Genomic DNA, 19,079 nt, shown 5'->3' with positions numbered 1-19,079 from the left:
AAGGAGGTTGCCGAGTGTCTCGGGGGCGGGAGGCTGGTAAAAGGAGGCGGGGGCCGGGGGCTGGACGGCCAGGGCGAGGCGCTGGGCTTTCCGGCCGGGGTGGAGGACTGGCAGGTGAGCCGGCTGTCGTCCGGCGAAAAGCAGCGACTGGCCCTGCTGCGGGCCTGGTCCCGGCAGCCCCGGGCGCTGTTGCTCGACGAGCCCACCGCCAATCTGGATCCCCAACTGACCGGCAAGACCGAGGCCTGGATCCGCCATTGGGCCAGGCAGGCCGGCTTGCCGGTGATCTGGATCAGCCACGATCCGGGCCAGATCGCCCGGGTGGCGGATCGCCACTACCGGATCCACGACAACCGGCTGGAGAGAGACCATGGGAGTGATTGAACTGAGCTGGTGGCAACTGGCCCTGGCCGCACTGATGATAGTGGCCCTGGCCGCCTGTACCTTCGCCGCCCGGCTGGAAGTGGGACGCAGCCTGCTGGTGGCCGCCCTGCGCACCGTGCTGCAACTGGCCCTGATCGGCCTGGTGTTGGAGGTCCTGTTCGCCACCTCGGCGCTGCACTGGGTGGCGCTGATGGCCACCGCCATGCTGCTGATCGCCGGGCGGGAGGTGATGGCCCGGCAGAAACGGCGGCTGACCGGTGGCTGGAGCTTCGGCATCGGCACCCTGGCCATGCTGCTGTCGTCGTTCACGGTGACGGTGCTGTCCCTGACCCTGATCATCGGGCCCGAGCCCTGGTATACCCCCCAGTACGCCATTCCCCTGCTGGGCATGATGCTCGGCAATACCATGACCGGGGTGGCGCTCAGCCTGGACCGGCTGACCGAAGGGGTCTGGCGTCAGCGGGCCCTGATCGAGGGCCGGCTGATGCTGGGCCAGTGCTGGCAGGAGGCGGTGGGGGATCTGCGGCGGGACGCCATGCGCGGCGGCCTGATCCCCACCATCAACGGCATGGCGGCGGCCGGCGTGGTCAGCCTGCCGGGCATGATGACCGGCCAGATACTGGCCGGCAGCCCGCCGGCGGTGGCGGTGAAATACCAGATACTGGTGATGTTCGCCATCACCGCCGCCACCGGCTTCGGCACCCTGCTGGCGGTGACCCTGGCCAGCCGCCGGCTGTTCGACGAGCGCGAGCGGCTGCGCCTCGACCGGCTGGCGCCGCCGAGGGGATAAGGGATGAAGGCGTTGCTGCTGTTGCTGTTCGCCCTGCTCGGCTGGGGACGGGGCCAGGCCGAACCGGTCGAGCGGCTGGAGGTCGAGGTGCTGGCGGTGTTGCCCCGTGCTGCCGATGCCTTTACCCAAGGGCTGCTGTGGCACCGGGGGCGCCTGTACGAGAGCACGGGGCGTTATGGTCACTCCGGCCTGCGGGAACTGGACCCGCACAGCGGCGAGGTGCGGCGGCGGGTGGATCTCGCCGACGGCCTGTTCGGCGAGGGACTGGCCCTGGTGGAGGATCGGCTGATCCAGTTGACCTGGCGCGAGGGGCTGGCGCTGATCTGGCGGCGGGACGACTTCGCCCTGGTGGCGGCCCATCACTACCAGGGCGAGGGCTGGGGCCTCTGTTACGACGGTGAGGTGTTGTGGATGAGCGACGGCTCGGCCTCGCTGCAGCGCCGGGACGCCGGCGACTTCACCCTGCTGGGACGGCTGGCGGTGACCCTGGACGGTGAGCCCCAATACCGGCTCAACGAGCTGGCCTGCGTGGGGGAGCATGTCTATGCCAACATCTGGCACGACCACCACATACTGCGTATCCACAAGGCGAGCGGCCGGGTCGACGCGGTGATCGACGCCTCCGCCCTGCTGCCCCTGAGTGAGCGGCCGGCGGACAGGGAGGCGGTGCTGAACGGCATCGCCTGGGATCCCGGGCAGGGGGTCTTTTATCTCACCGGCAAGCTCTGGCCCAGGCTGTTCAGGGTGCGTTTCGTTCACTCCTCCCCGGATTGAGTCCCTTCATCCAGTGAACGCAGTGCCTGGCTGATATTGTCTTCCCGCAGCAGGGGCTCCATGGGGTAGTAATGGCGGGCCAGTTGCAGCAACTGCTCGGCTTCCTGCTCCCGTTCCAGCCGGTTCAGGGCCAGCACCATGTTGTAGTAGATATTGGCCCTGGGCGTGTGGCGCACGAACTCCTGGCCCCAGTCCAGGTAGGCCTGCAGCGCCTGGTTGTCCTGCTGGGCCGTGCCCACCGTCAGCCGCAGCGACATGGCGTTGAATTCCAGCCGGGTCAGCCAGGCCATGGGGTTGCTGGCGGCCAGCAGCAGCGCCGGCTCCTTGGCGCCGCCGCGTTCGTACTGGGTCACCACCCGGGCGGTCTGCAGCCCGGTGAGCATGAAGGGCACCACCAGCGCCGGCAGCAGCAGGGCGGCGAAGCGGGCCAGCAGCCGGGGCCGGTAGGGCCTTTGTTCGGCTTCCCCCAGCCACAGATCCGCCCAGTAGAGCAGCAACAGCAGGCCGATCCAGTGGGCCAGGGAGTGGTAGAAGGGATATTCGGTCTGGCTGTGCAGGGCGATGGGCCATACCAGGGACGTCAGGGCCAGGGCCTGGCGCCAGGGGGCCCGCGCCAGCAACCGCAGGAACATCAGCGCCACCAGCAGCATGGCCAGCACCGGCAGCAGGCCGCCTTCCACCCCCCAGTACAGCAGCTCGTTATGGGGGTGGTCCAGGTTGGGCTCCATCGGCGGCAGGGTCGACAGCAGTTCCCGCTGGGCATTGTAAAACTCCATGAACTGGCGCTCGAAGTCCCCGTAGCCGACCCCGGTCCAGGGATGCTGGGCGATAAGCCACAGGCTCTGCAGCCAGTAATGCCGGCGCACGCCCGGGTTGGTATAGACCTCGAGGCCGCGCTGCGCCCCGTCCACCAGCGCCAGGGACAGGAGGCCGAGCGCCAGGCCCAGGGCGGTGAGGGCCAGCAGCCCCAGGCAGGTCTTCCGATCCTTCTGCCAGGCCAGGGGCAGCAACAGCAGCACGCCCACCAGGCCGCCGAGCTGGCCGACCCGGGATTGCAGCACCAGCAGCAGCAGGGCGGTACCGGCGATCACGGCGCCCAGCCAGAGCTGCCGTACCGGCGGGTGCGATCGCCTGTCCTCCAGCCAGAGGTACCAGGCCAGCACCAGGCCGGTGGCCATGAAGCTGGCCATGACGTTGGGCTGCTGGAAGATGCCGTAGGGCCGGTTGCGCTCGGTGTTGTAGCCGATCCAGTTGCCCGGGGTCAGCAGGTAGTACTGCACCAGGCCGAGCAGCAGCTCCAGGCTGACCGCCGCCAGCAGCAGGTACAACAGGCGCCAGCGGGCGGCCTGGTCGAAGCGGCACTGCAGCAGGGCAAACCAGAACAGCAGGCCGCCGGCCAGGCCGGCCAGGCGGGGCAGGGCATGATCGGCCAACGCCTGGCCGGGGTAGAGCAGGGGCACCAGCAGCAGCAGGAAGGCCAGCCAGCACCACAGATGGAAGCGGCTGTAGTGCACCGCCTGGTTGAGGGTCAACTGCCACAGGCCGAGTCCCGTCATCAGGGCCACGAAGATCCAGCCGACCATGTTGAAGGGCAGATAGAGACCGGCCCCGCCGGGGTTGTGCATGAAGAAGTGCATGCCGCCCAGCATCCAGGCGGCGAAACACCAGAACCAGAGGTAGGGTAACGAGAGACGGGTCATCCTTGACTCCTTGTCCGCCGCCCCGGAGGAACGGCCTGTGGCTATCGCCCTTTCAGCATAGGCCGTAAAAACCGGGCGGTGTGGGATGATTCATGCCCGGCCACCTGCTCCGGGGTGCCGGCGACCAGTATCTGGCCGCCGCCGCTGCCGCCCTCGGGGCCCAGATCCACTATCCAGTCGGCGGTCTTGATCACGTCCAGGTTGTGCTCGATGATCACCACCGTATTGCCGTGATCCCGCAGCCGGTGCAGCACCTGCAGCAGCAGCTGGATGTCGTGGAAATGCAGGCCGGTGGTGGGTTCGTCCAGGATGTAGAGGGTCTGGCCGGTGTCGCGCTTGGACAGCTCCCGGGCCAGCTTGACCCGCTGGGCCTCGCCGCCGGACAGGGTGGTAGCCGACTGGCCCAGGCGGATATAGGACAGGCCCACGTCCATCAGGGTCTGCAGCTTGCGGGCGATGGCCGGCACCGGGGCGAAGAAGTCGCAGGCCTCCTCCACCGTCATCTCCAGCACCTCGTGGATGCTCTTGCCCTTGTAGCGGATTTCCAGGGTTTCCCGGTTGTAGCGCTTGCCCTTGCACACATCGCAGGGCACGTAGACGTCGGGCAGGAAGTGCATCTCTACCTTGATCACCCCGTCGCCCTGGCAGGCCTCGCAGCGGCCGCCCTTGACGTTGAACGAGAAGCGGCCCGGCTTGTAGCCGCGGGAACGGGCCTCCTGGGTGCCGGAAAACAGCTCGCGGATGGGGGTGAAGATGCCGGTGTAGGTGGCCGGGTTGGAGCGGGGGGTACGGCCGATCGGGCTCTGATCGATGTCCACCACCTTGTCCAGCCGGTCCAGGCCGAGGATCTCCCGGTAGGGGGCCGGCTGGCTGACGGTGGCCTTGTTCAGCTCCCGGTGGGCCAGCGGGAACAGGGTGTCGTTGATCAGGGTCGACTTGCCCGAGCCGGACACCCCGGTGACGCAGGTCATCAGCCCCAGCGGCAGTTTGAGGTCGACGTTTTTCAGGTTGTTGCCCCGGGCGCCCTTGAGTTCCAGCCAGTGCTCGCCCGGCGGGGTGCGCCGTTCGGGCACGGCGATCCGTTCCCGCCCCGACAGGTAGGCGCCGGTGAGCGAATCCGGGTTGGCCATCACCTCGGCCGGGGTGCCCTGGGCCACGATTTGGCCGCCGTGCACCCCGGCGCCGGGGCCGATGTCCAGCACATGGTCGGCGGCGCGGATGGCGTCCTCGTCGTGCTCCACCACGATCACGGTGTTGCCCAGATCGCGCAGGTGGGTGAGGGTGGCCAGCAAGCGCTCGTTGTCGCGCTGGTGCAGGCCGATGCTGGGCTCGTCGAGCACGTACATCACCCCCACCAGGCCGGCGCCGATCTGGCTGGCCAGGCGGATGCGCTGGGCCTCGCCCCCGGACAGGGTCTCGGCGCTGCGCGACAGGCTGAGGTAGTTGAGCCCCACGTTGACCAGGAAGCCGAGCCGCTCCACGATTTCCTTGAAGATCTTGTCGGCGATTTGGGCCTTCTGGCCGGTCAGTTCCATGCGGGTGAAGAAGGCGTGGGCCTCGCCGATGGCCATGTCGGTGACCTGGGGCAGGTTGTGGTCGGCCACGAACACGTGCCGCGCCCCTTCCTTCAGCCGGGTGCCCTGGCAACTGGGGCAGGCGCGGTTGGTCTGGTACTTGGCCAGTTCCTCGCGCACCGAGTTGGACTCGGTTTCCCGGTAGCGCCGCTCCATGTTGTGCAGTATGCCCTCGAAGGGGTGCTTGCGCACCAGCACGTCGCCCCTGTCGTTCATGTACTTGAACTCGATGCTGGTGCGGCCCGAGCCGTACAGCACCGCCTTCTGGATGTCTTTCGGCAGTTGCTCGAAGGGCTGCTCCAGATCGAAGCCGTAGTGGTCCGCCAGGGACTTGAGCATCTGGTAATAGTAGTAGCTGCGCCTGTCCCAGCCACGGATGGCGCCGCCCGCCAGGCTCAGCTCCGGGTTGCTGATCACCTTGTCCGGGTCGAAGATCTGCTGCACCCCCAGGCCGTCGCAGCTTTCGCAGGCGCCCGCCGGGTTGTTGAAGGAGAAGATGCGCGGCTCCAGCTCGGCGATGGAATAACCGCACTCGGGGCAGGCGAAGTTGGCGGAGAACACCAGGGGGGGCTCGTCCGGCTCGTCCATGGCCACCACCGAGGCGATGCCGCCGGACAGCTCCAGTGCGGCTTCGAAGGACTCCGCCAGCCGCAGTTGCAGATCCTCGCGCACCTTGAAGCGATCCACCACCACTTCGATGGTGTGTTTCTTCTGCAGCTCCAGGGTGGGCGGATCCGACAGATCGCACACCTCGCCGTCGATACGGGCGCGGATAAAGCCCTGGGCTGCCAGGTTGTCGAGCAGCTTGCTGTGTTCGCCCTTGCGGTTGCGTACCACCGGCGCCAGCAGCATCAGCCGCTTGCCCTCGGGCTGTTCCAGCACCTTGTCCACCATCTGGCTGATGGTCTGGGCGGCGAGCGGCAGGGCGTGGCTGGGGCAGCGGGGCTCGCCCACCCGGGCGAACAGCAGCCGCAGGTAGTCGTAGATTTCGGTGATGGTGCCCACGGTGGAGCGCGGGTTGTGGGAGGTGGACTTCTGCTCGATGGAGATGGCCGGCGACAGCCCCTCGATATGGTCCACGTCCGGCTTTTCCATCAGCGAGAGGAACTGGCGGGCGTAGGCGGACAGGGACTCCACATAGCGGCGCTGGCCCTCGGCGTAGAGGGTATCGAAGGCGAGGGAGGACTTGCCCGAGCCGGACAGGCCGGTGATCACGATGAGTTTGTCCCGGGGCAGTTCCAGGTTGATGTTCTTCAGGTTGTGGGTGCGGGCTCCGCGGACTTCGATGTTATCCATCTGCAGCTTGACCTCGGTGTAAATTCGACCGGCTAGTATGGCACTGGATGAATAGACAGCCAAGGGGACGATAGGGATTAATCTTGACAGTGCCTCCGTGCTAAACTAGCCGCCTTTTGAGCAAATTGATGGCGGAAGGATATTCATGAGCGACGAGCAAGGCTTCAGCCCCGAGGAGCGGCGGGCCTCGTTTACCCTGGCGGGCATTTTCGGCATGCGGATGCTGGGGTTGTTTATGATCATGCCGGTATTTGCGCTCTACGGTCAGGATCTGATCGGCTTCTCGCCGTTGTGGGTCGGCCTGGTCATCGGCGCCTACGGCCTGACCCAGGCGCTGCTGCAGATCCCCGCCGGCTGGCTGTCGGACCGCATCGGCCGCCGGCCGGTGATCTACGCCGGCCTGGCGCTGTTCGCCCTGGGCTCGGTGGTGGCGGCCCTGTCCGACTCCGTCTACGGCGTGGCCATCGGCCGGGTGTTGCAGGGCAGCGGCGCCATCGCCGGCGCCATACTGGCGCTGGCCGCCGACATCACCCGGGAGGAGCACCGCACCAAGGCGATGGCCATCATCGGGGTGTGCATCGGTATCTCCTTCGCCCTGGCCATGGTGGCCGGCCCCCTGCTGGCGGCCTGGTTCGGCCTGCCCGGGGTGTTCTGGACCACGGCGCTGCTGGCGCTGCTGGGCATGCTGATGGTGCATTTCCTGCTGCCGGCCTCGGCCAGCAAGGGGCAGATCCGCGACGTGACCGCCGCCCCCGAGTTGTTCGGCCGGCTGCTGAAGGACAAACAGCTGCTGCGGCTCGACTTCGGCATCCTGCTGCTGCACCTGACGCTCACCGCCGTGTTCGTGGCCTTTCCGCTGACCCTGCTCGACGCCGGCCTGGCGGCGGAGCGGCACTGGTGGCTGTACCTGCCGACCCTGTTGCTGTCCTTCCTGCTGATCATCCCCTTCCTGATCCTGGGTGCCCGGCGCAACCTGAACAAGCAGCTGTTCCAGGCCTCCATCCTGGTGATGATGGTGGCCCTGGTGCTGATGGCGGTGGGCCAGGGCCAGCTGTGGCTGCTGGCCCTGGCCATGCTGCTCTACTTCACCGCCTTCAACTTTATGGAGGCCTCGCTGCCGGCCTTTTTGTCGATGCTGGCGCCGGCGGGGGCCAAGGGCACCGCCATGGGTATCTATTCCACCAGCCAGTTCTTCGGCGCCTTTCTCGGCGGCGTGCTGGGCGGCGTCCTGTTCCAGCAGCTGGGCGGTGGTGGCGTCTTCCTGCTGGTGGCCTTCAGCATGGCGTTCTGGTTCTGGCTGGCGGCGGGCATGGTCAATGTCAGTCAGGTGCGGTCTCATATCCTGCCCATCGGTGTTAATATAGAAAACAAGGATGCCCGCGAGCTGCTGTTGCAGCGGCTGATGGCCCTGCCTGGCGTGCATGAAGCCCTGATTATCCCCGAGGAAGGGGCCGCCTACCTCAAGGTGGACGGGAAAATTTTTGAACTGGATCAGGCCCGGCGCCTGATCAACTTGTGAGTACGGAGCGAGTTATGGCCAATAGAGGCATCAATAAAGTCATACTGATCGGCCACCTGGGCCAGGATCCCGAGGTGCGCTACATGCCCAACGGCAACGCCGTGGCCAACATCACCCTGGCCACCAGCGAGACCTGGCGCGACAAGCAGACCGGCGAACAGAAGGAGCGTACCGAGTGGCACCGGGTGGTGTTCTTCGGCAAGCTGGCGGAGATCGCCGGCGAATACCTGCGCAAGGGTTCCCAGGTCTACGTGGAAGGCCGGCTGCAGACCCGCAAGTGGCAGGATCAGGGCGGCCAGGATCGCTACACCACCGAAGTGGTGGTGGACATGGGCGGCGTGATGCAGATGCTGGGCGGACGCCCCCAGGGTGGTGGCCAGGGTGGCCAGGGGGGATGGAACCAGGGCGGGCAGCCCGCCGGTGGCCAGTACGGCGCCGGCCAGCAGGGCGGCCAGGGCAACTGGGGCCAACAGGGTGGTCAGCCCCAGGGCGCCCCTCAGGGCCAGCCCTATGCTCAACAGGGCCAACCGGCCAGCAAGCCCCAGAGCCAGCCGCCGGTGTACAACGAGCCGCCGATGGACTTCGACGACGATATCCCGTTCTAGGATCTCGGCACCGTCGCGATAGTGTTTTCAAGGCCCTGTACATGCAGGGCTTTTTATCGCCCGCTTGCGCCAGCTGGTGGCATAATGCCTCCTGGTTTCCGACCGGCACCACTATAATGAGATGCGCCTGTTGTATCCATGCCCCCGAGTCTGCGATAACAACGACATAATAAGGAAAAACCGGGAGCCTCCGGCTTTATCAGGGATCAGGAATGAAATTTACCAGTCAGTTTATTGCCACTATCACTCTGTGCGTGCTGGCGGCCGTGCTGATGGTGCTGGTGGGGGCCGGGATCAGCTTCTACCAGATGGGCTCCGCCTATCAGCAGCGGCAGGTGGACGCCGTGGTCCGGCTGGTCGACGAAGGCTGGCGGGCCGGCACCGAACAGCAGGACAGCATAGACCGCTGGCTGCCGGCCCTGCTCGACGTCAACGACATCATCGACTTCTCGGTGCTGGATGGCCAGCGTATCCTCTACCGTTACCAGGCGGAGAGCCGGCTGTCGGCCAGTGAACTGTCCCTGGAATACCGCCGAAACCTGATGGCGCATCCGGATCTCAGTGTGCGCCTGGTGCTGCGTCCCCCTTTCTACGATATCGATCACTCCCTGGCGGCGGTCTCCGGGCTGACCGCCGCCATCCTGCTGGTGTTCGTCGGGCTGCTGTTCAGCCTGCGCTGGTTCCGCCGCCAGCTGCGTGGCGCCGAGCTGCTCGATCTGCGCGGCCAGCTGATCCTGGACGGCAAGCTCGGACTGCTGCAGCACAATCCCCAGGAGGAGTGGCCACACCATGCCAGCCAGGCCCTGGACAAGCTGCTGCGGGAGTTGAAGGATGCGGGCAAGGAACGCAGCCGGTTCGACACCTTTATCCGCGCCAATGTGTTCGTGGACAAGAAGATCCGCATCGGCAACCGGGTGTTCTTCGACAACCGCCTGGATGCCGCCCTCAACGATCCGGCCAGCCATTCGGGGGCCCTGCTGCTGGTGGAGTTGCAGGATCTGGAATACATCAACTACAACCTGGGCTACGAGCGGGGCGACGAGCTGCTGTCGTCCGCCTCCGTCTACCTGGGGCACCTGATCCGCCGTTACCCGGGCGCCCTGCAGGCCCGCTATACCGGCAACACCTTCGCCCTGCTGTTTCCCAACCTGGTGGAGAGCGAGGCGCTGGAGGCGGCGCGCCAGGTGATGAAGCTGCTGCAGCGCCTGCACTGGCCCGACGACATCCGCGAGCCGGCGCTCTTTATCGGCGGCGTCTGCTTCCGCTATGGCGAACCCCTGAACCAGGTGGAGGAAGAGGCCGAACTGGCCCTGCGCAGCGCCGCCCTGCAGGGCGGCGACGGTTACTTCATGTATTACAAGGGCGTCACCGAGGAGAACAGCGGCAAGGGCACGGTGCGCTGGCGCACCCTGCTCGGCCGCCAGCTGGAGCAGGATCTGATCCGGCTGGATCGGCAGGGCATCTACACCGGGGAGCAGCCGGAGCCGGTGATCCACGAACTGCTGGCCCGCATCCACGATGAGCAGGGCCGGGAGCTGTCGGCCGGGCACTTCATTCCCATGGCGGAAAAATGCGGCCTGCTGCAGGAGCTGGACAGGGCCATCATGCTGCGCTGCCTGACCCTGTTGCAGGAGGGCGATCGACGCTCCACCCTGGCGGTGAACATCTCCGCCGCCAGCCTGCTCAACCGGGGTTTTCATCGCTGGCTGATCTTCGAGCTGATCCAGTTGCCCAAGTCCCAGCTGTCCGAGCTGGTGATCGAGCTGTCGGAAGCCCAGGTCAGCCGCCACTTCCAGGCGCTGATCAAGCCGCTGCGGGCGCTCAAGGCCCTGGGCTGCCGGCTGGCGGTGGATCACGCGGGCCAGGACGTGGTCAGTACCCAGTACATCAGGGACTACGAGCTGGACTACCTCAAGCTGCATCCCAGCCTGGTGCGCGATATCGACCACAAACCGGTCAACCAGATGGCGGTGCGCAGCCTGGTGGGCAACTGTGCCGGGGGCCGTACCCGGGTGATAGCGGTGGGGGTGGAAACCCAGGCCGAGTGGGAATGCCTGCACCAGTTGGGCGCCTACGCCGGCCAGGGCTATTACTTCGCCCGCCCGGAGCGGTTCGAGCTGCTATAGGCCGCCGCGCGCGCCCTGCAGGCCGCCGGTGTGTAGAAAAATCAGGGAGCTGCCGGAGGGATAGCAGCCGGCTTCGATATCCCGGAACAGCCCCAGCATGGCCTTGCCGCTGTACACCGGCTCCAGGGGAACCGCCAGCGCGGTGGCCAGCTCAAGGATACGCCGTCTGTCCTCGGCCGGGCATTTGGCGTAGCCGCCGCCGTGATGCTCCAGCCGCAGTCGCCAGCCGGCGTCCGCCAGTGCCGCCGGACAGAGGTCGCCGATCGTTTCCGCCAGCCAGCCGGCCCCTTTCAGCACCGCGTAGCCGGTGAGCCGGGTGCCCGCTGGTCGGGCTTCGATCAGCCCCGCCAGGGTGCCGCCGCTGGCCACCGGCAGTATCAGTTCGTCCGCCGCCGGCAGTTCCCGCCACAGCTCCGCCACCCCCGGCAGTGCCAGTCCGGTGCTGCCACCTTCGGGGATCAGGTAGTGGCCCGGGTAGTCGGCGGCCAGGGTCGCCAGCCAGTCCGGGTCCTGGCGGCGGCGATAGTCCTGCCGGCTGACGAAGCGCAGCGCCATCCCCCAGGCGGCGGCATCGCTCAGGGTCGGGTTGGCGGCACTGGCCGGCTCGCCGCGCACTATCCCCACCGTGGGCAGGCCGAGCTCCCGGCCGGCGGCGGCCAGGGCGTGCAGGTGGTTGGACCAGGCGCCGCCGAAACTGAGCAGGCCCGTCGCCCGCTCCGTCAGCGCCTGGCGCAGCACATATTTGAGCTTGCGCCATTTGTTGCCGGAAAGGCGCGGGTGCAACAGATCATCCCGCTTGATCGATAGCCGGATCCCGTGCCGCCGCAGCAGGGGATGGTGGAGTGGCTGCAGGGGCGAGGACGTCGCCCCGAGGTACAGCCGTTGCCAGGCGTGAAGATCCGACACTGAATGGACGATAAAAAATAAAACTGGGGATGATGGGCAAGTGTAAGGAACTTATCACTTTATTGAAACTCATATCCGCCGGTGGGCGGCTTTGGCCAAGGTTGCGCCTTGCTAGGAACAGGCCGCATTGGTAAAGTTAGCCGAATTTTCCGGTTTCTCAATCCAGGATCCCCTTCAGCATATGTTCAAGAAGCTCAGAGGCATGTTCTCCAACGATCTGTCGATCGATCTGGGAACGGCCAACACCCTCATCTACGTCAAAGATCAGGGCATTGTCCTGAACGAGCCCTCGGTCGTAGCCATCCGCCAGGAAAGATCCGGTTCGGCGCAAAGCGTCGCTGCCGTCGGCCACGCCGCCAAGCAGATGCTGGGGCGGACCCCTGGCAACATCGCCGCCATCCGTCCGATGAAAGACGGCGTCATCGCCGACTTCTATGTTACCGAGAAGATGCTGCAGCACTTTATCAAGCAGGTGCATGACAACAACTTCTTCCGCCCCAGCCCGCGGGTACTGGTGTGCGTGCCCTGCGGTTCCACCCAGGTAGAGCGCCGGGCGATCAAGGAATCCGCCCTGGGCGCCGGCGCCCGGGAGGTCTACCTGATCGACGAACCCATGGCCGCGGCCATCGGCGCCGGCCTGCCGGTGTCCGAGGCCACCGGCTCCATGGTGGTCGACATCGGCGGCGGCACCACCGAGGTGGCCATCATCTCCCTTAACGGCGTGGTTTATTCCCAGTCGGTGCGCATCGGCGGTGATCGCTTCGACGAGTCCATCATCAACTATGTGCGCCGCAACTACGGCTCCCTGATCGGGGAAGCCACCGCCGAACGCATCAAGCACGAAGTCGGCTCTGCCTACCCGGGCGACGAGGTGCTGGAGATCGAAGTCCGTGGCCGCAACCTGGCCGAGGGCGTGCCGCGCAGCTTCACCCTCAACTCCAACGAGATCCTGGAAGCCCTGCAGGAGCCGCTGACCGGCATCGTCAGCGCCGTCATGGTGGCCCTGGAGCAGTCTCCGCCCGAGCTGGCCTCCGACATCTCCGAACGGGGCATGGTGCTCACCGGCGGTGGCGCCCTGCTGCGGGATCTGGATCGCCTGCTGATGGAAGAAACCGGCATTCCTGTCGTCGTGGCCGATGATCCCATGACCTGCGTGGCCCGGGGGGGCGGCAAGGCGCTGGAAATGATCGACATGCACGGCGGGGATCTGTTCCATTACGATTGATGACAAGGCCGGCAACCCCGGCCTGCCTGTCCGCCTATGAAACCGATTTTCGGCCGTGGTCCTTCCTTGCCCATCCGCCTGGCGCTGGCGGTGGTGGCCTCGTTGGCGCTGATCGTCGCCGACAGCCGCTATGCCAGCTTCAACGAGGTCAAGGTCTACCTCAATTCCCTGGTCAGCCCGCTGCAGTACATGGCCAACAGCCCCCGTATCCTGCTCGATTCCGCTTCCACCCAGCTGATGTCGCGCCAGGCGCTGCTGGCGCACTCCCAGCGGATGGAGCAGGAGCTGTTCCTGCTGCGGGACGATCTGCTGCGCCTGCGCCACCTGGAGCAGGAAAACCAGCGGCTGCGCGATCTGCTGGGTTCCCCGGTGCGCTACGACACCCGCCGCATGGTGGCGGAGATCATGGCGGTGGACACGGATCCCTTCTCCCACCAGGTGGTGATCGACAAGGGCAGCCTGCAGGGGGTGTTCGAAGGCCAGCCGGTGCTCAACGAGCAGGGCGTGGTGGGCCAGGTGATTTCCGTGGGCAAGACCACCAGCCGGGTGCTGCTGATCACCGACATCAGCCACGGCATACCGGTGCGGGTGGCGCGCAACGACATCCGGGCCATCGCCAGCGGCAGCGGCCAGCTCGACAGCCTGCGGCTGCACAACATCACCCGCAACACCGATATCCGGGAGGGGGACGTGCTGCTCAGCTCCGGCCTGGCCGGGCGTTTTCCGGAGGGCTATCCGGTGGGGCGGGTCAGCCGGGTGGGCTATGAGGAAGGCCAGCCCTTCGCCGATATCCGGGTACAGCCCTTCGCCGCCCTGGACCGGGTACGCTACCTGTTGCTGCTGTGGCCCGAGCCCAGGGTGATCGATGTGGACGAGGGCCTGGTGCAGACCGAGGAATCCCGCTCATGACCGCCTTTTCCTTCAGGGGACGGCTGGTGATCTGCACCAGCCTGCTGCTGGCGCTGATGCTGTCCATCCTGCCGTTGCCGGAGCTGATCGCCCCCTTCCGCCCCGACTGGCTGCTGGTGACCCTGATCTACTGGAGCATCGCCCTGCCGCACCGGGCCAATGTCGGCACCGCCTTCTTCACCGGCCTGCTGCTGGATTTGCTGCTCGGCTCGGTGCTTGGGGTGCACGCCCTGGCGCTGGTGATCCCCGTCTACCTGGCCGCCTCCCAGTTCCAGCGCATGCGCAACTATTCGGTGTGGCAGCAGGCCTTCGTGGTCGGTGCCCTGGCCATGCTCAACAAGCTGCTGATCTTCTGGGCCGCCTACATGAACCGGGAGATCCAGCTCGATTACCATTACTTCTGGTCCATCGTCAGCAGCATGGTGTTCTGGCCCTGGATCTTCCTGCTGCTGCGCAAGTGCCGGCGGCAGTTCGCCCTGAGCTGAAGATGGAACCGCTTTTCTACCTCGCCTCCGCCTCGCCCCGCCGCCGGGAGCTGCTGGCCTTGCTGGAGCAGCCCTTCGAACTGGTGCTGCCCGACGTCGAGGAGCGCCGCCGGCCCGGTGAAACCGCCGTCGACTACGTCCAGCGCCTGGCCCGGGACAAGGCGCAGGCCGGTGCCGCCCTGGCGCCCCGGCCGTTGCCGGTGCTGGCCGGCGACACCATAGTGGTGGTGGACGGCGAGGTGCTGGAAAAACCCGAGGGCAGGGCGCATGGCCTGGCCATGCTGCGCCGCCTGTCCGGCCGCAGTCACCAGGTGATGACCGCCATGGCCCTGGCCTGGAACGGGCGCTGCGAGGGGGTGCTGGTCACCACCGAGGTGACGTTCCGGCCGATGACGGAGGCGGAGATGGCACGCTACTGGGACAGCGGCGAGCCGGCGGACAAGGCCGGCGGTTACGGCATCCAGGGCCTGGGCGGCCGCTTCGTGGCGCGCATCGACGGCAGTTACAGCGCCGTGGTGGGCTTGCCATTGGTGGAAACCGAGGCCCTGCTGCGTTCTTGCGGCGTTTTGTCGGCCTGATCCCCACTGCGGCCGCCTGTTCTGTGGTAGCTTAAGGCTATTCCCACTTTCTCCATTGGCGGAGTTTTCATGTCTGCAGAACTGATTATCAATATGACCCCCGCGGAAACCCGGGTGGCGCTGGTGGAAAACGGTATCCTGCAGGAAGTGCACGTGGAACGCCAGGCAAGGCGCGGCATCGTCGGCAACATCTACAAGGGCAAGGTCAGCCGGGTGTTGCCCGGCATGCAGGCCGCCTTTGTCGATATCGGCGGCGAACGGGCGGCCTTCCTGCACGCCTCCGACATCGTGCCCCACACCGAGTGCGTGGACACCAAGGAGCAGGCCCACTTCCAGGCCGGCAACATCGCCGAGCTGGTGCGCCAGGGCCAGGACATCATGGTACAGGTGGTTAAGGATCCGCTCGGAACAAAAGGCGCCCGCCTGACCACCGACATCACCCTGCCGTCCCGCTACCTGGTGTTCATGCCCGGCAGCGCCTATGTGGGGGTGTCCCAGCGCATCGACTCGGAGCAGGAGCGGGAGCGGCTCAAGGCACTGGCGGCCAGCTACGTGGACGAGCTGGGCGGCTTTATCATCCGCACCGCCGCCGAGGGCATCGGCGAGTCGGAGCTGGCCCAGGACGCGGCCTTCCTCAAGCGGCTGTGGCGCAAGATCCTGGAGCGGCGCGGCAAGTACCCGTCCTGCTCCATGCTGTACGAGGATCTGGGGCTGGCATTCCGCATCGTGCGCGACTTCGTCGGCACCGAGCTGGACCGGATCCGCGTCGACTCCCGCGCCACCTGCGAGTCGCTCAGGGCCTTCGTCGACGAGTTCGTGCCCGAGCTGTCCGGCAAGATCGAGTACTACCAGGGCGAGGCGCCCATCTTCGATCTCTACGACGTGGAGAACGAGATCCAGCGCGCCCTGGACCGCAAGGTGGAGCTCAAGTCCGGCGGCTACCTGATCATCGACCAGACCGAGGCCATGACCACGGTGGACATCAACACCGGCGCCTTCGTCGGCCACCGCAACCTGGAAGAGACCATCTTCAACACCAATATCGAGGCCACCCAGGCCATCGCCCGCCAGCTGCGGCTGCGCAACCTGGGTGGCATCATCATCATCGACTTCATCGACATGTACGACGAGGATCACAAGCGCCGGGTGCTGCACAGCCTGGAGCTGGCCCTGAGCAAGGACAGGGCCAAGACCAACGTCAACGGCTTCTCCCAGCTCGGGCTGGTGGAGATGACCCGCAAGCGCACCCGGGAAAGCCTGGAGCATGTGCTGTGCGGCGAGTGCCCCGAGTGCCACGGCCGCGGGCGGGTGAAGACGGTGGAGACGGTGAGCTACGAGATACTGCGCGAGATAACGAGGGTCAACAAGGCCTATGACGCCGACAAGTTCGTGGTCTACGCCTCCAGCGCCGTGGCCAGCGCCCTGCAGGAGGACGAAACCCACATGCTGGCGGAACTGGAGGTGTTTATCGGCAAGCAGGTCAAGGTGAGCAGCGAGCCCCTTTACAACCAGGAACAGTTCGACGTGGTGATGATGTAGTGATCAGGCGGAGTCTAAGCTGGGCCTGGTTGGGCCTGGCGGCGTGCGCCGTGGTGCTGGCCCTGCTGGTGACCCTGCTGCGCTTCGGCTCCCCCTGGCTGGCGGCCTGGCAACAGCAGTGGCTGAACCGGCTGCTGAGCGAGCAGCAGCTGACCCTGGAGGTAGGGCGGCTGGGATTGTCCTGGCAGGACTACGGCCCGCTGCTGGTGGTCGACGAGGTCAGCCTGCACCGGGCCGAGGGGCCGGCCATTACCCTGCGCCGCGCCCTGGTGGATCTGCACCTGTGGCAGAGCCTGCATCAGTGGCGGCCGGTGCTGAACGAACTGACCCTGGAAGGGCTGCGCCTGCCGCTGGAGCCGGCTGCCGGCGCCGCCAGCGACGGTGATACCGATCTGGCCTTTCTGCGCCGCCTGGCGCTGGAAGGGGTAGAACGCTTTTCCCTGCAGGACGCCCTGCTGGTGTTCGGCACCCCCGAGCAGGATCTGCTCGAACTGCACATTCCCGAGTTGCGCTGGCACAACAGCCCCGGCCTGCACCAGGGCCAGGGCCGGCTCGGCTTCGGGCCCGAACCGCACCAGCAATTCAGCCTCAAGGGACGCTTCGAAGGGGCTCCCGAACAGTTGGACGGCGGCTTCTACCTGCTGGCGGATCGGGTGGACGCGGCCGCCACCATCGCCCGCATCCGTCCCGACGACGACGATATCGGCGCCGAGCTGTCCTTCGAGCTCTGGCTGGACTGGCGCCGGGGCGCGCTCGATGCCGGCCTGCTCCGCCTGGGCCGGAGCCGGCTGCACTGGGGCGAGGATCACCAGGTGGCCATCGACGGCGGCCGGGTGCAGTGGCAGCCGGCCGAGGGCGGCTGGCAACTGGCCAGCGAAGGCATCGACATCAGCGTGGACGGCGAACCCTGGCCCAGTTGGCGAATACAGCTGGATCGGCAGGATGACAGGGTGCATGGCTACCTGGATCGGCTGACCTTCACCGACCTGGCGCTGCTGGCCCAGTGGGGCGAAAGTTTCTGGCCCGGCGCCGCCCGCCAGTTGGCGGGCATCGCGCCCGAGGGCGAGTTGTCCGGTCTCTATTTTTCGTCCCGGCCGGACGGCAGCGACTGGCAGGTGCGCGGCGAACTGAACGAGGTCAGCACTCAGGCCTTCCAGTGGGTGCCCCGTACCCGGGGGTTGCAGGGCGACTTCCTGGTGACGCCGGCGCGGGGCCGGCTGAGGCTGCGCCAGCAGAACGCCGCCGATTGGGTGTACCAGTCGGCGTTCCGGGCGCCCTGGCCCATGCAGCGGCTGGATACCGAACTGCACTGGCAGCGCCAGCCCCAGGGCTGGCTGCTGTGGAGCGACCGGGTGCAACTGGAGACCCGCGACGTGGCCCTGCAGGGGTGGTTCAGCCTGCAGTGGCCGGAGCAGGGGGCGCCCCTGCTCAGCGCCTCGGCGGAGGTGGATCTGGCCCGGGCGGAGCAGGCCTTCGGCTATTTTCCCGAGCCCCTGATGGGCACCCCGCTGGTGGACTATTTGCAGGGCGCCATCCGGGCGGGCCGGGCGGAGCGGGCCGAGGTGCTCTGGTATGGCCGGCTGGACGGTTTCCCCTATGCGGACGGCAGCGGCCTGTTCCAGGCCCGGGTGCCCCTGCGCGAGGCCGAGTTCCGTTTCGACCCCGGCTGGCGTCCCTTGACCGATCTCAGCCTGGATCTGCTGTTTGAGAACGACGGTCTCTATATGACCGGCCCCGCCGGCAAGCTGGGCGAGGTGGACGCCGCCGATATCGAGGCCCGTATCGCCCCCCTGAGCAAGGCCGCCAGCCTGCGGCTCAGCGCCGGCATCCGGGGCGAGGGGCAGGCGGTGACCCGTTACCTGCAGCAGTCGCCCCTGGCCGGCTCCGTGGGCCAGACCCTGCAACGGGTGCGGGTGTCGGGACCGCTGGCCGGGCGCCTGGCCCTCGATATTCCCCTCAGCGGTGGCCAGGTCGGCGTGGACGGCCGGGTCGACTTCGACCGCAACAGCGTCGACATCATCCCGCTGTCGCTGCCCTTGCGCCAGGTCCGCGGCCGGCTGGACTTCGATGCCCGCCAGACCCGCTTCGAGGGGCTCGAGGCGGAGTGGGCCGGCCAGCCGCTGACGCTGGATTACCTGGGCGAGGTCAGTGAGGGCGGCTACCAGGTCGGACTGGCGCTGCGCGGTCGGGCCCTGAGCCGGGAGCTGGCCCGGCGTTCCCCGCCATTGCAGGCACTGGGGGGCGAAACCGACTGGCGGGGCCGCCTGACCCTGGCCCTGCCCGAAACGGGCCGATTTTCCTATCGTTTTGAGGCGGACAGCCAACTGGACGGGCTGGCGAGCGACCTGCCCGCGCCCCTGGCCAAGGCGGCCACCGAGTCCCGGCCAGCCCGGCTGACGGTGGATGGCGATGCCGGCCGGGCGGAACTCGAACTCGCCCTGGGCGACGACATCCGCGCCCAGGGCGAACTGAGGTTCGAGCCCGAGGACATCCGGGTTTCCCGGCTGTGGCTGTCGGCCGGGGGCGCCGAGTCTTCCGCCCCCCGGGCACCCCTCGATGTCGCCCTGCGCCTGCCCGAGCTGCCCCTGGACGACTGGCTGTCCCTGCTGGCGGCGGACTGGCAGCCGCAGGGGAACGGCGCTCCTGTCGGGCTCGAGCAACAGGCCGAG

The 19,079-nt window shown here is 67.0% G+C and carries 15 protein-coding genes; 12 read left to right on the top strand and 3 right to left on the bottom strand.

Translation table 11 applies throughout. The annotated features are described in order from the left end of the window. From CGX12_RS14835 to CGX12_RS14825, 3 genes are all read left to right on the top strand, one after another. On the top strand, positions 1-384 hold a 384-nt coding region (locus tag CGX12_RS14835), incomplete at its 5' end, for an ABC transporter ATP-binding protein (RefSeq protein WP_142995641.1). Then, positions 371-1,174, top strand: coding sequence for an ABC transporter permease (locus CGX12_RS14830; RefSeq protein WP_094040639.1), 804 nt, complete (start codon positions 371-373; stop codon positions 1,172-1,174). The genes CGX12_RS14835 and CGX12_RS14830, both read left to right, overlap by 14 nt. A gap of 3 nt (positions 1,175-1,177) precedes the next feature. Further along, entirely contained in the window at positions 1,178-1,948 is a 771-nt protein-coding gene (locus CGX12_RS14825; RefSeq protein WP_094040638.1) for a glutaminyl-peptide cyclotransferase, read from the top strand. Here the strand turns inward: CGX12_RS14825 and CGX12_RS14820 are convergent. Together CGX12_RS14820 and uvrA are read right to left on the bottom strand one after the other, a co-directional pair. Beyond that, entirely contained in the window at positions 1,930-3,648 is a 1,719-nt protein-coding gene (locus CGX12_RS14820; RefSeq protein WP_094040637.1) for a PglL family O-oligosaccharyltransferase, read from the bottom strand. The two genes, CGX12_RS14825 and CGX12_RS14820, sit on opposite strands and share 19 nt — an antisense overlap. Positions 3,649-3,689: 41 nt before the next feature. Beyond that, positions 3,690-6,518: an excinuclease ABC subunit UvrA gene (uvrA, locus tag CGX12_RS14815; protein WP_096779968.1), complete on the bottom strand. Its 2,829-nt coding sequence runs from the start codon at positions 6,516-6,518 to the stop codon at positions 3,690-3,692. Positions 6,519-6,663: 145 nt separating this feature from the next. On the opposite strand from uvrA, the gene CGX12_RS14805 reads away from it, so the two are divergent. From CGX12_RS14805 to CGX12_RS14795, 3 genes are all read left to right on the top strand, one after another. After that, positions 6,664-8,037 carry an MFS transporter gene (locus CGX12_RS14805; RefSeq protein ID WP_094040634.1) on the top strand — a complete coding sequence of 458 codons (1,374 nt, stop codon included), beginning with the start codon at positions 6,664-6,666 and terminating at the stop codon, positions 8,035-8,037. Positions 8,038-8,051: 14 nt separating this feature from the next. Then, positions 8,052-8,642 (top strand): single-stranded DNA-binding protein, encoded by a 591-nt coding sequence (ssb, locus tag CGX12_RS14800; protein WP_094040633.1) that lies wholly within the window; start codon positions 8,052-8,054, stop codon positions 8,640-8,642. A 212-nt stretch (positions 8,643-8,854) separates the two neighbouring features. Further along, on the top strand, positions 8,855-10,768 hold the full coding sequence (locus tag CGX12_RS14795) for an EAL domain-containing protein (RefSeq protein ID WP_094040632.1): 1,914 nt from the start codon (positions 8,855-8,857) through the stop codon (positions 10,766-10,768). Here CGX12_RS14795 and CGX12_RS14790 read toward each other — a convergent pair. Next, complete coding sequence (locus CGX12_RS14790; protein WP_094040631.1) at positions 10,763-11,674, bottom strand: 1-aminocyclopropane-1-carboxylate deaminase/D-cysteine desulfhydrase; 912 nt, start codon at positions 11,672-11,674, stop codon at positions 10,763-10,765. The genes CGX12_RS14795 and CGX12_RS14790 overlap by 6 nt on opposite strands. Positions 11,675-11,855: 181 nt before the next feature. On the opposite strand from CGX12_RS14790, the gene CGX12_RS14785 reads away from it, so the two are divergent. From CGX12_RS14785 to CGX12_RS14760, 6 genes are all read left to right on the top strand, one after another. Next, positions 11,856-12,899, top strand: coding sequence for a rod shape-determining protein (locus tag CGX12_RS14785; protein WP_094040630.1), 1,044 nt, complete (start codon positions 11,856-11,858; stop codon positions 12,897-12,899). Positions 12,900-12,935: 36 nt separating this feature from the next. Further along, positions 12,936-13,808, top strand: a complete 873-nt coding sequence (mreC, locus tag CGX12_RS14780) for a rod shape-determining protein MreC (RefSeq protein WP_094040629.1) — start codon at positions 12,936-12,938, stop codon at positions 13,806-13,808. Continuing rightward, positions 13,805-14,293 (top strand): rod shape-determining protein MreD, encoded by a 489-nt coding sequence (gene mreD / locus CGX12_RS14775; protein ID WP_094040628.1) that lies wholly within the window; start codon positions 13,805-13,807, stop codon positions 14,291-14,293. Before mreC ends, mreD begins: the two co-directional genes overlap by 4 nt. Before the next feature lie 2 nt (positions 14,294-14,295). After that, positions 14,296-14,871: a Maf family protein gene (locus CGX12_RS14770; RefSeq protein ID WP_094040627.1), complete on the top strand. Its 576-nt coding sequence runs from the start codon at positions 14,296-14,298 to the stop codon at positions 14,869-14,871. A gap of 69 nt (positions 14,872-14,940) precedes the next feature. Continuing rightward, positions 14,941-16,410 carry a ribonuclease G gene (gene rng, locus CGX12_RS14765; RefSeq protein ID WP_094040626.1) on the top strand — a complete coding sequence of 490 codons (1,470 nt, stop codon included), beginning with the start codon at positions 14,941-14,943 and terminating at the stop codon, positions 16,408-16,410. After that, positions 16,410-19,079, top strand: a 2,670-nt coding sequence (locus CGX12_RS14760) for a YhdP family protein (protein ID WP_142995639.1), incomplete at its 3' end; no start/stop codon positions are given. The genes rng and CGX12_RS14760, both read left to right, overlap by 1 nt.

Source organism: Zobellella denitrificans, assembly GCF_002237365.1.
GTDB lineage: Bacteria > Pseudomonadota > Gammaproteobacteria > Enterobacterales > Aeromonadaceae > Oceanimonas > Oceanimonas denitrificans.
This window is presented reverse-complemented; position numbering and strand designations above follow the sequence as displayed.